The 12,867-nt window shown below is 69.7% G+C and carries 10 protein-coding genes and 2 tRNA genes; 5 read left to right on the top strand and 7 right to left on the bottom strand.

What is annotated here, in order from left to right; translation table 11 throughout:
* Nucleotides 1-17: 17 nt before the first annotated feature.
* Together JMO03_RS00485 and JMO03_RS00480 are read right to left on the bottom strand one after the other, a co-directional pair.
* The gene (locus JMO03_RS00485) at nt 18-1,067 is read right to left on the bottom strand and encodes a DJ-1/PfpI family protein (protein WP_202839118.1); all 1,050 of its coding nucleotides are present in this window, start codon (nt 1,065-1,067) and stop codon (nt 18-20) included.
* Between the two features lie 86 nt (nt 1,068-1,153).
* Entirely contained in the window at nt 1,154-2,140 is a 987-nt protein-coding gene (locus JMO03_RS00480) for a GlxA family transcriptional regulator (RefSeq protein WP_202839116.1), read from the bottom strand.
* A 312-nt stretch (nt 2,141-2,452) separates the two neighbouring features.
* On the opposite strand from JMO03_RS00480, the gene JMO03_RS00475 reads away from it, so the two are divergent.
* The 3 genes from JMO03_RS00475 to JMO03_RS00465 all read left to right on the top strand — a co-directional run bounded on the left by JMO03_RS00475 (nt 2,453) and on the right by JMO03_RS00465 (nt 3,319).
* Nucleotides 2,453-2,528 (top strand) — tRNA-Ala (locus tag JMO03_RS00475).
* A gap of 62 nt (nt 2,529-2,590) precedes the next feature.
* Nucleotides 2,591-2,666 (top strand) — tRNA-Glu (locus JMO03_RS00470).
* Nucleotides 2,667-3,106: 440 nt separating this feature from the next.
* On the top strand, nt 3,107-3,319 hold the full coding sequence (locus JMO03_RS00465) for a hypothetical protein (protein WP_202839114.1): 213 nt from the start codon (nt 3,107-3,109) through the stop codon (nt 3,317-3,319).
* Nucleotides 3,320-3,364: 45 nt separating this feature from the next.
* Here the strand turns inward: JMO03_RS00465 and JMO03_RS00460 are convergent, their stop codons facing one another.
* Together JMO03_RS00460 and ppsR are read right to left on the bottom strand one after the other, a co-directional pair.
* Nucleotides 3,365-3,865: a DUF1249 domain-containing protein gene (locus JMO03_RS00460; RefSeq protein ID WP_202839107.1), complete on the bottom strand. Its 501-nt coding sequence runs from the start codon at nt 3,863-3,865 to the stop codon at nt 3,365-3,367.
* 154 nt (nt 3,866-4,019) lie between these two features.
* Complete coding sequence (gene ppsR / locus JMO03_RS00455) at nt 4,020-4,841, bottom strand: posphoenolpyruvate synthetase regulatory kinase/phosphorylase PpsR (protein ID WP_149104619.1); 822 nt, start codon at nt 4,839-4,841, stop codon at nt 4,020-4,022.
* 111 nt (nt 4,842-4,952) lie between these two features.
* Between ppsR and ppsA the strand changes: the two genes are divergently transcribed.
* Entirely contained in the window at nt 4,953-7,364 is a 2,412-nt protein-coding gene (gene ppsA, locus JMO03_RS00450; protein WP_202839105.1) for a phosphoenolpyruvate synthase, read from the top strand.
* A gap of 60 nt (nt 7,365-7,424) precedes the next feature.
* On the opposite strand, the gene JMO03_RS00445 is transcribed toward ppsA, so the two are convergent.
* Complete coding sequence (locus JMO03_RS00445; RefSeq protein WP_202839104.1) at nt 7,425-8,282, bottom strand: EcsC family protein; 858 nt, start codon at nt 8,280-8,282, stop codon at nt 7,425-7,427.
* A 60-nt stretch (nt 8,283-8,342) separates the two neighbouring features.
* Nucleotides 8,343-8,924, bottom strand: coding sequence for an oligoribonuclease (gene orn, locus JMO03_RS00440; RefSeq protein ID WP_202839103.1), 582 nt, complete (start codon nt 8,922-8,924; stop codon nt 8,343-8,345).
* 61 nt (nt 8,925-8,985) lie between these two features.
* Here orn and JMO03_RS00435 point away from each other — a divergent pair, with 61 nt between their 5' ends.
* Entirely contained in the window at nt 8,986-9,465 is a 480-nt protein-coding gene (locus JMO03_RS00435) for a DUF2721 domain-containing protein (RefSeq protein ID WP_202839102.1), read from the top strand.
* Between the two features lie 46 nt (nt 9,466-9,511).
* Here the strand turns inward: JMO03_RS00435 and JMO03_RS00430 are convergent, their stop codons facing one another.
* Nucleotides 9,512-12,844: a PAS domain-containing hybrid sensor histidine kinase/response regulator gene (locus JMO03_RS00430; RefSeq protein ID WP_202839101.1), complete on the bottom strand. Its 3,333-nt coding sequence runs from the start codon at nt 12,842-12,844 to the stop codon at nt 9,512-9,514.
* Nucleotides 12,845-12,867: the final 23 nt, after the last annotated feature.

The following is a 12,867-nucleotide window of genomic DNA, read 5'->3' as shown; positions in this document are numbered from 1 at the left end:
GGCTCGTGGCACGCGCGTCAGCGTCGTGCGCCCGGCTTGTCCGGCTGCCCTTCTTGCGCGAAGCCTTGAGCGATCACGAGGCGGGACTCCAGTTCGAACATGCCGTCGCGTTCCCCGGGCCAGGTCGCAACGGTGAGGACAAGTCGCCGGCCATCGACGTTGCGTTGCCAGCGGTAACCGTCTTCGTCCGGATCGCGCCGCCAGCCATCGCCGTCGCCGTCGATGCTGTGGGCGATGCGCGAGAGCAGTTTCTCCCGCGGCGTCTGGCTGGCGACGCGGTAGCGCATGCGCCACCTGTCCTCGTCGCCGACCGCAACGAGGCGCTCGAAGGCGATGTCGGACGGCCATGCCACGTCCCGCAGACCGGGCAGGTAGCGGTCGGCCATGCGCCCGCGGACGAAGCCGTCGTCCGGACGCCAGTCGTATTCCAGGTGCAACGCGGTGGTTCGTGCCGCATCCTCGCCGCGCAGGCGCGCGACCACGTGCAGCGCGGCGTCGATGCCGGAGGACAGTCCGGCCGAGGTGACGATCCTGCCGCTGTCGACCCAGCGCTGGTCGCTGACGACTCGGATCTTCGGATAGTCCGCGGCGAGCTGGCCGACGGCGGGATAGAACGTCGTGGCCGTCAGTCCATCGAGCATCCCGGCGGCTGCCAGGATGTGCGACCCGGTGCATACCGACAGGACGTGCTTGGCCCCGGCACTGCGCGCACGGACGAAAGCCAGGATGGCCTCGTCCGCCGCCGCGGCGTGGACATCGCCACCGGGCACCAGCAGCACATCGAACGCGGGCGCATCGGCGAAGCCATGGTCCGGGGACACGGACAGTTCCATCGCGGTGCTCACCGCCCTGCCGTCGGGCGATACCGTCGCCACGCTGAAACCGGCCTGCCCGAACACCTCGTAGGGCGCGGCGAAGTCGATGATCTGGACCCCATCGAACAGCACGATACCTACGCGCACCGGGGCCGCGCCGCGCCCCGCATGCGCGGCATCCGCGGTCGCGGCCAGTCCGAGGGAAGACAGCAGGAACGCGAGCGCAAGCGCCCGGATCGATGCACGCACCATCGCGGTGTTTCCAATAACCGGAGAGCCGTCAGTCTGAAACGCGCGGGCCGGCGGATACGGACATTCCGCCCGCCAATCCGGACAGATCAGACCCGCGACGGCGCGAGGCGCTGGCGATATTCGCCGGGGCGCACGCCGAGCTCACGCACGAAGCTGCGGCGCATCGCCTCTTCCGTGGAGAAGCCGCAGTCGGCCGCGATCCGCTTGAGGTCCTTGGCGGTGTGTTCGAGCTGTGCCCTCGCCGCCTCGATGCGCAACCGGGCCACGTACTTCTGCGGTGTCGTCCCGAACGCGGCACGGAAACGACGGGTGAACTGTCGCGGACTCATGTGCACCCATTCGGCCAGGCGTCCGACGTCGAGCCGGGCATGCAGCTGCGCACGGATCCACTGCGCCAGTTCGGCGAAGTGGTCGGGCAGGTCCAGCTCGGCCAGCAGGCGGCCGAGTTGGCTGTCGCCTCCGGAACGCCGCGTCGCCAGCACCATCCGCCTGGCCACTTTCCAGGCCAGCGGCAGGCCGCAGTCCTCGGCCACCATCGCAAGGGCGAGATCCATGCCCGCGGTGATGCCGGCCGAGGTCCAGATCCGGTCGCTCCGGGTGTAGATCGCATCGGGAACCACCCGCACCGATGGATAGCGCCGCTGCAGTTCGGCGATGTCGCTCCAGTGCGTCGTCGCCTCGCAGCCGTCGAGCAGGCCCGTCTCGGCGAGCAGCAACGCGCCGTTGCAGATCGATCCGATGCGCCGGGCGCGGGGTGCGGCGGCACGCAGCCAGTCCGTCAGCGCAGGATCGGCGCGCGCCCGGTCCAGCGCATCACCCATGCCGCCGCTGACAAGCAGCGTGTCGACATCCTCGGGCAGTTGCGCACAGCTCGCGTCCGCCAGCAGGCGCATTCCGGAGGCCAGCGTCACCGCGCCGGCATCGCGGGCTACCACGCGCAGCGCATACGGCGGCAGCGCGCCGGGCGCATCCTCCTGCGTCTGGCGGCTGGCAAGCGCGAACACCTCCAGCGGGCCGCTGATGTCCAGCGACTGGGCGCCGTCGAAGATCAGCATGCAGACGAGTCTGGACATCGCGGTGGGGATACGACACGGGATGCAGCATCCTACCTCCGGCGTCGGAGCAGCCACGACGGCGGACCCGACGCGAGCCCATTTCCCGCCGACGAATGCGCTCACAACCAGATCGCGGTTCATCGCCCCGAATACGATCGCGATGCCGGCACCGTCGGCCAGTAACCGGGCCGAGCCTAGTGCCAAGCCCAGAGCTACCGCGAGCCGAGAGCGGCAACGGTGCGAAATCCCCTGAACTTCCGTGCGTCGCCAACCGGGTCACTGTTGACGGTGACAGCGTGGCACCACTACAATTCCGCGCTTTCCAGCCGTGGGGCCATAGCTCAGCTGGGAGAGCGCCTGCATGGCATGCAGGAGGTCGGCGGTTCGATCCCGCCTGGCTCCACCAGATTTTCCGTCGACAAGTTTCCGCGCACAGGCCGCGTGGAAGCCGGACATCAGCTTCACCGCGTCCCCATCGTCTAGAGGCCTAGGACATTACCCTTTCACGGTAGCGACCGGGGTTCGAATCCCCGTGGGGACGCCAATTCATGCAGGGGCCCGGGCAACCGGGCCCTTGTTTTTCGTGGCTGTCGGGATCGGCATGGCGGCCGGGCCGATCAGGGGCCGTCGGCGCCTCCTGCGCCTCGGCCTCTTCTTCTTCGCGCCAGCGACGCGGCGGCTTCTGTCGACACGGGTGTGGCGGGACGTCGGGAGACGCTCCGGCTGGCCACGCCGCGCCAGCCTGCCTGGCGTCCGCTCGCCCCATGCCATGACCGCGGCTCGCTGTGCGCCCGCATCGCGTCAGGCCCGCTGCGGGACCGGCCTCGCACCCCGCCATTCATCCGAGGGCCCGTCCCGGTTCCGGCAGGTCAGGTTTTTCCTACAGCGACCCGCCCCATCGTCCGACTGCGCCGCGGCCGCCGCCGGCGGATGCTGTCACCACGGCCGATCAGGCCGGAAGGCAGCGTGATCGGGAGTCGCCACATGGAACGCACGTTGATCGCCGTGGAGCCGGACGGGCCGGGCTGGCAGGTCCGGATCGACCACTATCAGGTCGCGCGCAACGTGGAGCGGGCGATCGCGATCGAATGCGCCATCGAGATGGCGCGCGACTGCCACGCCTCGATCGGCGTCCCCACCGGAGTACGGGTGCGCATGCGCTGCGGAGACAACGTGCTGGTCGGTGCCTGCGGCTGAACGATCCGTCAGGTCGTTCTCGCCCCCGGCCAGCGGCCGCGGGATCTAGCGGGCGGCCGAACCCGCTCCCGCCTCCAGCGCATCCGGGCTGTGCCGCAGCGTGGCCACCCCATGGCCGCTCTCGGCCAGGTACTGCAGCCACTTGCCCAGGAAGGTGTTCATGCGCATGCGATGGTCGAGCACCTCGGCCGGCGGCGGATACATGCCGATCACGTCCTGCCAGCGCCTTCCGACGTAGCAGTGGGTGGCCTCGGCCTGTTTGGCGTCGCGATACAGGCGCAGGAACGCGGACGGGTCCGGCTCCCCGGTCACCGGGTCGATCACGCCGTAGGTCAGCCGGAGTTCCGTCGTGTAGACGTGCTGATGCAGGACATCGAGCTGGATGTCGAGCCCGTCGCCGATGGTCGAGACATAGCGCCCGGCCTCGAGGTCGGCGGGTTCGAACAGGCGGGTCATGCGCCGGAAGTTCTCCGCGTACAGCGCCATCAGCCAGCCGAAACGGCCCAGCCTGGGGATGACGGGAGTGCGGGCGACGACTTCGTGCATGGCCCGATCCTACACGCTGGAATCGCGCGCGTGCAGCATTGACGGATCCGCTGCGAGCGCCTACGTTAAGTGTTCCTGCGATGCATTCATGGATCGGTACCGTACCGTCCCGATCGCGGGGCTGCGTGCCCGCCCGGCCCTGCGGTCGCAGGCCTCAGTACATGACCCGCTGGATGCCCAGCGTGGACATCACCTTGCTCGAGATTTCCTCGATCGACACGTGCGTGGTGCTGAGCACGGGAATGCGCTCCGCGCGGAACAGCTTCTCCGCCGCGCTCACCTCGCGCTGGCAGGTATCCAGCCGCGCATAGCGCGAGTCGGGACGGCGCTCCTGACGGATCTGCTGCAGGCGCACGGGGTCGATCGTCAGGCCGAACAGCTTCGACCGGTGCGCGCGCAGGCGCGGCGGCAGGCGGTCGTGCTCCAGATCCTCGTCGGTGAGCGGATAGTTGGCCGCGGCCACGCCGTGGTGGAGCGCGAGATAGATGCAGGTGGGCGTCTTGCCGGCGCGCGAGACCGCGACCAGGATCACGTCGGCGTGGTCGTAGTTGATCGACATGCCGTCGTCGTGCGTCAGCGCGAAGTTCATGGCGTTGATGCGCCGGTGGTAGGTCTCGAAGTCGACCATGCCGTGCGCCTGCCCCACCTTCGGCTGCCGCTTCTCGCCGAGTTCGGCCTCGAGCGGATCGATGAAGGGCGCGAACACGTCCAGCATCAGCGCACCGCTCCGGGCGATCGCCGCCGAAATGTCCGGATCGACCGAGGAATTGACCACGATCGGACGCACGCCCTGCGCCTCTCCGGTGGCGCGGATGCGGTCGGCGACTTCGAGCGCACGCTCCACGCTGTCGACGAACGGGATGCGGTTGGTGCTGAACTTGGTGCCCGCGAACTGCGTGAGCAGGCTGTGGCCGATGGTCTCGGCAGTGATACCGGTTCCATCGGAGACGTAGAACACCGGTCTGATCGTTGACAACGCTGTCTCCCGGGCCCCTGGCGGATGCCGTGGCCGATGTAGGGGCTAAAATAGCGTTTTCGGTCGGGCAACGCCCGATCCTTGCGTCGTTCTTCCTTTGGAGTGTCCACCTTGAACCAGCCTGCCCCGCAGCCGTCGGCCACGACGGCGAACATCCTGTGGCTCCACGACCTGCGACTGGCCGACCTGGCCCAGGTCGGCGGCAAGAATTCCTCGCTGGGCGAGATGATCGGGGAACTGTCCGGGCTCGGGGTCTCGGTACCTGGCGGCTTCGCGACCACGGCCGACGCGTTCAGGGCCTTCATCGCCCACAACACGCTGCACCAGCGCATCTTCGACCGGCTCGCCACGCTCGACGTGGAGGATGTCGGCGCGCTGACCGCGGCCGGCGGCGAGATCCGCGGCTGGGTCATCGACGCCCCGCTCCACCCCGAACTCGACGCCGACATCCGCAAGGCCTACACCCGCCTCTGCGACGAGAACGGGGGCGGCGACGTCGCGGTGGCGGTGCGTTCCTCGGCCACGGCCGAAGACCTGCCGGATGCCTCCTTCGCCGGCCAGCAGGAAACCTTCCTCAATGTCACCGGCGCCGACGACGTCGTGCGCAAGGTCAAGGAAGTCTTCGCCAGCCTCTACAACGACCGCGCGATCGCCTACCGCGTGCACAACGGCTTCAAGCACGAGGACGTGTTCCTCTCCGCCGGCGTGCAGCTGATGGTGCGCTCGGACGTCGGTGCGTCCGGCGTGCTGTTCACGCTCGATACCGAGTCGGGTTTCCGCGACGTGGTGTTCATCACCTCGAGCTACGGCCTGGGCGAGAACGTCGTCCAGGGCGCGGTGAATCCCGACGAGTTCTACGTCTACAAGCCCATCCTGGCCAGGGGCAAGCCGGCGATCCTGCGCCGTTCGCTCGGATCCAAGCAGATACGCATGGTGTATTCGGACGCGGATGGCGAGCGCGTGCGCAACGAGGACACGCCGGCGGAACTGCGCTCGAGGTTCTCGATCGACGATGCCGACGTGCACGAACTGGCGAAGCAGGCGCTGGTGATCGAACGCCACTACGACCGTCCGATGGACATCGAGTGGGCGAAGGACGGGGTCAGCGGCAAGCTGTTCATCGTCCAGGCGCGACCGGAAACGGTGAGGTCGCGCGCGCGTGCCACCCAGATCGAGCGCTACGCGCTGGAACAGCGCGGCACGGTGATCGCCGAGGGCCGCGCCATCGGCCAGAAGATCGGCAGCGGCGTGGCGCGCGTGGTGCGCCGGCTTGAGGACATGGCCCGCGTGCAGCCCGGCGACGTGCTGGTGGCGGACATGACCGATCCCGACTGGGAGCCGGTGATGAAGCGTGCCGCGGCGATCGTGACCAATCGCGGTGGCCGCACCTGCCACGCCGCGATCATCGCGCGCGAGCTGGGCGTGCCCGCGGTGGTCGGTACCGGCAATGCGCTCGACGCGATCGAGGACGGCGCGCAGGTCACGGTCAGCTGCGCCGAAGGCGACACCGGCTTCATCTACGCCGGCACCCTGCCCTTCGAGCGCATCACCACCGACCTGACCTCGATGCCCGAGGCGCCGCTCAAGATCATGATGAACGTCGCGAACCCCGAGCGCGCGTTCGATTTCGGCCAGTTGCCCAACGCCGGCATCGGCCTGGCGCGGCTGGAGATGATCATCGCCGCGCACATCGGCGTGCACCCCAACGCGCTGCTCGAATACGACCGGCAGGACGCGGAGACGAAGAAGAAGATCGACGAGAAGACCGCCGGCTACGCCTCCCCGGTCGATTTCTACGTCGACCGCCTCGCCGAAGGCATCGCCACGCTGACCGCGTCGGTCGCGCCGAATCCGGTGATCGTGCGACTGTCGGATTTCAAGTCGAACGAGTACGCGAACCTGATCGGCGGCCAGGCCTACGAGCCGCACGAAGAGAACCCGATGATCGGATTCCGCGGCGCCAGCCGCTACGTCGATCCGTCCTTTGCGGCCGCGTTCGCGCTCGAGTGCCGGGCGGTGCGCAAGGTGCGCAACGAGATGGGGATGGACAACCTGTGGGTCATGATCCCGTTCGTGCGCACGCTCGATGAAGGACGCAAGGTGATCGAGGTACTGGCCGCCAACGGTCTGAAGCAGGGCGAGGACGCGCTGAAGGTCATCATGATGTGTGAAGTCCCCTCGAACGCCTTGCTCGCGGACGAGTTCCTCGAGATCTTCGACGGCTTCTCGATCGGCTCCAACGACCTGACCCAGCTCACCCTGGGCCTGGACCGCGATTCGGCGGTCGTCGCCCACCTGTTCGACGAGCGCGATCCGGCGGTGAAGAAATTGCTGTCGATGGCGATCAAGTCGGCGCGCGCCAAGGGCAAGTACATCGGCATCTGCGGCCAGGGACCGAGCGACCATCCCGACCTCGCGCAGTGGCTGATGGAGGAAGGCATCGAATCGGTGTCGCTCAATCCCGACACCGTGGTCGACACCTGGCTGAGGCTGGCGAAGTCGAAGGCGAAAGCCGCGGGTTGATGCCGCGATTCCTGCAGGCGCCTTCCCCAACCTCCGGGGAAGGTGTCGCACCCGCCGCAATCAACCGTGCCGGTGCAGCGCCATCTCGGCGTAGGCCTCCTGCACCACCGCCTCGCCGTAGCGCTGCTCGAGCCGGCGGACGATGAAGTGGCCGCGCGCCACGTCCTGGTAGTAGTCGGTGAACATCGTGTTCAGCGCCGCGCCGGTGGCGGCGCCCACGATCGGCACCGCCTGTGCCGCGAACTTCTCCGTCACCACCACGCCGAAGCGGGTGGCCACGCGCTCGACCAGCTTGGCCAGCCATTTGCCGGCCTCCTTGGATCCCAGTCCGGTGGTCATTCCCCGCCCCGCCACAGTGCGCCCGGCCAGTTCCGCCGACAGGTGGCGCATGACGTCGGCGGTGAAGCCGCGCGCGAGGTAGTAGCCGGTTTCGCTGGCGTCGTCCTGGCCGGAGGGGCCGCCGAGGGCGAACACTTCCAGGCACGAGTGCCGGGTGGACGGGTCGGCGAGGTCGAAGCCTTCGCTGCGCGCCACGTCGGCCACCGCGCGCATCATGATCGTGGTCGACACCGGAAGCTCCAGGAACAGCGCGGCGAAGCCGAACGCACCGCCCACCGCACCGGTGCCGGCCGCGGCCAGCTTGTGCCAGCGCGTCGAGGCGGCGCGGCCGGGAACGTTGGCCATGCTCCACAACGCGGCCTGCGCCGACTTGTACAGGGCCGCCTCGACCGCGCCGTGGATCCGCGCGGACACCCTCTCCGGCAGTGCCCGCACCGCGAACTCGAGCGGTGCGCCGACCAGGTTGGCCATGCGCGCGGTGATCGTCGGCGCCTCGAGCAGTTCGACGGCGCGCCGCAGGTTCGCATGGTCGAGGCTGTCCGCCTCGATGCCGCTCGCGTGTGCGATCGTGCGCGTCATGCCAGCGCCCGCCGTCTCACGACACCGCCGGTGCACACCGGAACGTGGACGCAGCCCGGTTCACGAGACGGCCGCGGACCCCGCCAGTTCGCCCATGAAACGACGGTAGTGGCGCAGTTCCTCGATCGAATCGCGCACGTCGCTGAGCGCGGTGTGCGCGGCACTCTTCTTCACCCCCGCCAGCACCTGCGGTGCCCAGCGCCGCGCCAGCTCCTTGAGCGTGCTGACATCGAGGTTGCGGTAGTGGAAGTACCGCTCCAGCGCCGGCATCTCGCGATGCAGGAAGCGCCGGTCCTGGCAGATCGAATTGCCGCACATCGGCGACTGGCCCGGTCCGATCCAGCGCGCCAGGAACTCGAGCGTGCCGGCCTCGGCGTCCGCCGCCGACACGCCCTCCTCCAGCACCCGCCGCCACAGACCCGACCGACCGTGCTGGGTGCGGTTCCAGTCGTCCATCGCCTCGAGCGCGGACATCGGATGCGCGATCGCGAACACCGGACCTTCCGCCAGCACGTTGAGCGCCGAATCGGTGACCACGGTGGCGAGTTCGAGGATCGAGTCGCGGTCGGTGTCGAGACCCGTCATCTCCAGGTCGATCCAGACCAGGCGACCCTCGCCCTGTGCGGTGTCGTGCAGTGCCATGCGCTCGCAGTCGTTGCCGGGACGCGGCATCATACCCCGGCGCCCATCCGCCCCGACCCCCATGCCCCCGAACGCCTCCCTGGCCCACTACGCGATCCTGACCGCCATGCTCGCGCCGGCGTTCTTCCTGACCGCGACTGCGGCGCTGCTGGCATCGGCCAATGCGCGCCTGGCCCGCATCATCGACCGCGCGCGGACCCTGCTCAAGGACCTGGCCGACAGCGAGGACGTCGAGGAACGCGCGCTGCTGGAACGACGGATCGCCGTGCAGCGCCGCCGCAGCCTGACCATCCTGCGCGCCAGCCAGTTGCTGTACGTGGCGATCAGCTGCTTCGTCGCCACCAGCCTGCTGGTCGCCGGCGACTCGTTCTTCGACCACGTCTTCGGTCCCTGGCCGACGATCATGGCGGTGTTGGGCGTGCTGGCCATGTTCGGCTCGAGCCTGCTGCTGGCCAGCGAGGCCTCGCTGGCGGTGCGCGCGGTCAACGACGAGATGGACGACGGCCACCGCTTCGCGAACCGGCGCAGCCCGTTGCTGTGACCTCGACGTGGGCGGTCGTGCGCCCTTGGGCCTCGCGCAGCCAGTCTCAGCCCATGCGCATCGCGCGCAGCCGGTCGAGGGTGGACTTGAGCGCCAGCGGCCGTACCGGTTTGCGCAGCAGCGCCAGATCGTGCTCGAGTGCGGCGCGGCGCACGTCGCCGCTGTCGTCGGCGCTGAGGATCAGTGTCGGGCACGGGCCGAAGCGCGCGGCCAGGCGGGCGTGCAGGGCGATTCCGGTGTCGCCATCGTCCAGGTGATAGTCGAACAGCCACAATGCGGCTGGATGCCGCTGCAACAACGCCTGCGCACTGGCGCCGTCGACGGCGGCGTCGACCAGGCAGCCCCAGCCTTCGAGCAGCGCGCGCAACGCCGCCACCGCGGCTGGATCGTTGTCGACCACCAGCACCCTGCATCCCGACAATCCGGTCCGCGCGGCGCCTGCCTCGCTGCGCGGCGCGGCGGCGACCCGCTGCAGGTGCAGCGAGAACACGGTGCCGCGCCCTACCTCGCTGCGTAGCCCGATGCTTGCCCGCATCAGGCGCGCGATGCGGTCGGCGATCGCCAGCCCGAGCCCCAGCCCCTGTCCGGGGGCGCCGTCGCCGCGCCGGAATTCCTCGAAGATCGGCCCTTGCTGGGCGGCCTCGATGCCGGGACCGGTGTCGTGTACCTCCACGCGCAGCCCGCTGCCTTCGCGACGCACGCCGATCAGGACACCGCCCGCGATCGTGTAACGAACGGCGTTGGCGAGGAAGTTCTGCAGCACGCGCCGCAGCAGTTGCGGATCGCCGTGCGCCCATGCGGCCGTGGCGACATCGCGCAACACCAGCCCCCGCTCCGCCGCCAGTGCGCGGAACTCGGAGGCGAGCGGTTCCAGCACCTCCGCCAGCGGGAAATCCCGCGGCTGCGGCACCAGCCCGCCCGCCTCCAGCCGCGACATGTCGAACAGCCCGGTCAGCAGGTCGGTGGTGGAATCGAGCGCGCCGCGTACCTGCGACAGCGCAGCACGCTGCGGCGGCGCGAGTTGCCGGGCCAGCGAATCGGTGAACAGCTGCGCGGCATGCAGCGGCTGCAACAGGTCGTGGCCGACCGCGGCGAGGAACCGGGTCTTGGCGTCGTTCGCGCGCTCGGCTTCGCGCCGCGCCTGGTCGAGGCTTTCGGTACGCTCCGCCACGCGCAGTTCCAGCGTCTCGTTGCTGCGCTTGAGCTCGGCCTCGGCGTCGCGGAACGCGGTCACGTCGGTGAAGGTCGCGACGAAACCGCCGTTCGGCATCGGGTTGCCGCGGATCTCGACCATCGTGCCATCCGGGAAACGGCGCTCGGCGATGTAGGGCGTACCGGCACGCATGTGCCGCGCGCGCCGCTCGACCTCACGGTCGACGTCCACCGCGCCGATCAGCCCGCCCCGCAGGTTGTGCCGCACCAGGCGCTCCACCGGCACGCCGACATGCATCAGTTCTTCCGGATAGTGGAACAGCTCGAGGTAGCGCCGGTTCCAGGCCACCAGCCGCAGGTCGCTGTCGACCACGCTGATGCCCTGGCTCATGTTCTCCAGCGCGGCCTCGAGCACGCGCTGGTTGAAGCGCAGGTCCTGCGAGGCCTCGCCGACGATCGCGGCCACCGTATCGAGGTCGGGACCGGCGTCGCGCCGCGCGGCATCGAGCAGCAGGCGCGCGGATGCGCTGCCCAGCACCGCCGCGAGTTCGCGTTCCAGCCCGAGCTCGATCGGGGCCGGCACCGGCCCGTCCGCGGGCGCTTCGCGCAGCAGTTGGTCGACGCGCGGCGCCGGCAGGAAGCGGCGACCGGCGTTGCGCAGCGTCTGCCGGTCGGAGCCGCGCGCCTCGCTGCGATGCGGCGTGCTGCGCAAGCCGGCCACCAGCAGGGTGAGCGCAGTGCCGGCGAACAGGCTCACCCCGACCGCGCGGCCGAGCCGGCTCCAGCCGGTCAGGCCGAACAGGGATTCGGGCGCCAGCCACGACAGCCCCCACGGCCCGGCCTGAAGCCACGCCTGTCCCGGCGCCAGCATCGGCGGCAACATCACCCAGGCCCATGCGGCGAATCCAGCGAGCACCCCCGCCACCGCCGCGCGTGCCGGCGTCTGTGGTCGCCAGACCGCGAAGCCCAGCGCCGGCGCCAGCGTGGCCAGTGCCGAGAACGACACCGCACCGACGTCCGCCAGCGCCTCGTTGCTTCCCACCCGCCGGCTGTAGACCCAGCCCAGCAGCATGATCGCGACGATCCCGCCCCGGCGCAGCGCCAGCAACGCGCCGCGGTGATCGTCCCCGCGTCCGCGCGACCAGGCGCCGCGCAACAGGCCCGGCGCGAACCAGTGGTTGCCGATCATCAGGCTCAGGGTGAGCGTGCTGACGATCACCATGCCGGTCGCCGCGCTCAGCCCGCCCAGGAATACCAGCAGCGCGATGCCGTCGCTGCCAGCGGCCAGCGGCAACGCCAGCGCGTACATGTCCGAAGGCACTCGGTCGCCCAGCAACGCTTCGCCCGCGCGCGCCAGCGGCAGTGCCGGGATCGCGATCAGCAGCAGGTACATCGGGAACAGCCAGCGCGCGGTGCGGATGTCGCGATCGTCGCGGCATTCCACGACCCCGACGTGGAACTGGTGCGGCATGATGAACATGGCGAGCGCGCCGAGCAGCACCAGCGGCATGAAGCCGCCCGCCGACGCCGACGCAGGCGCCGGTGGTGGTGGCGACGCCGATGTCATCGCGCCCTGCAGCCCGAACCATACGAAGGCGCCCAGCGCCAGCATCGCCACCAGCTTGAACAGCGACTCGAACGCGATCGCCAGCACCAGCCCCGGGTTGTGCTCGGTGGCGCTGGCACGGCGCGTGCCGAACAGCATCGCGAACAGCGCCATCGCCAGCGCCACGTACAGCGCGCCGTCGCGCCACGGCGGCGGTGCTACGTCGCCGCCATCCACCGCACCCGCGGTCAGCGTGGCGAAGCTCTGGGTGATCGCCTGCAGTTGCAGCGCGATGTACGGGATCAGGCCGAGTGCGGCGACCAGGGTCACGGTGGCGGCCAGCCACGGATCTTTCCCCAGCCGCGTGGCGATCAGGTCGGCCAGCGAGGTGGCGTTGGTCTCGCGTGCCAGCCGCACCAGGCGGATCAGGAAGAACACGGCGAAGGCGTAGAACAGGATCGCCCCGACGAAGGTCGGCGGCAACGGCCAGCCGTAGCGCGCGGCCTGGGTCACGGTGCCGTAGAAGGTCCACGAGGTGCAGTGCACCGCCAGCGAGAGCGCGTAGACGTGCCGCCAGTACCGCGCCAGCACCCCGGAGTGGCGCTCGGCGTAGACCGCGGTCGCGAACAGCACCGCAAGCCACAGCGTGGCAGCGACCACGACCGCGCCGATGCTCAGCATCGCGCCTGCGCCTGCGGGTTCGT

The organism is Luteimonas saliphila (genome assembly GCF_016774335.1).
Classification (GTDB): Bacteria; Pseudomonadota; Gammaproteobacteria; order Xanthomonadales; family Xanthomonadaceae; genus Luteimonas; species Luteimonas saliphila.
The sequence above is the reverse complement of the archived record's forward strand: the minus strand, read 5'-3'. Positions and strand labels throughout refer to the sequence as shown.

Coding starts and splice junctions, on each gene's coding strand:
- JMO03_RS00435 (WP_202839102.1), top strand. CDS start 8,986: ATGCCCCCGAACGCCTCCCTGGCCCACTACGCGATCCTGACCGCCATG.
- JMO03_RS00465 (WP_202839114.1), top strand. CDS start 3,107: ATGGAACGCACGTTGATCGCCGTGGAGCCGGACGGGCCGGGCTGGCAG.
- orn (WP_202839103.1), bottom strand. CDS start 8,924: ATGGCACTGCACGACACCGCACAGGGCGAGGGTCGCCTGGTCTGGATC.
- JMO03_RS00430 (WP_202839101.1), bottom strand. CDS start 12,844: ATGCTGAGCATCGGCGCGGTCGTGGTCGCTGCCACGCTGTGGCTTGCG.
- JMO03_RS00480 (WP_202839116.1), bottom strand. CDS start 2,140: ATGTCCAGACTCGTCTGCATGCTGATCTTCGACGGCGCCCAGTCGCTG.
- JMO03_RS00460 (WP_202839107.1), bottom strand. CDS start 3,865: ATGCACGAAGTCGTCGCCCGCACTCCCGTCATCCCCAGGCTGGGCCGT.
- JMO03_RS00485 (WP_202839118.1), bottom strand. CDS start 1,067: ATGGTGCGTGCATCGATCCGGGCGCTTGCGCTCGCGTTCCTGCTGTCT.
- JMO03_RS00445 (WP_202839104.1), bottom strand. CDS start 8,282: ATGACGCGCACGATCGCACACGCGAGCGGCATCGAGGCGGACAGCCTC.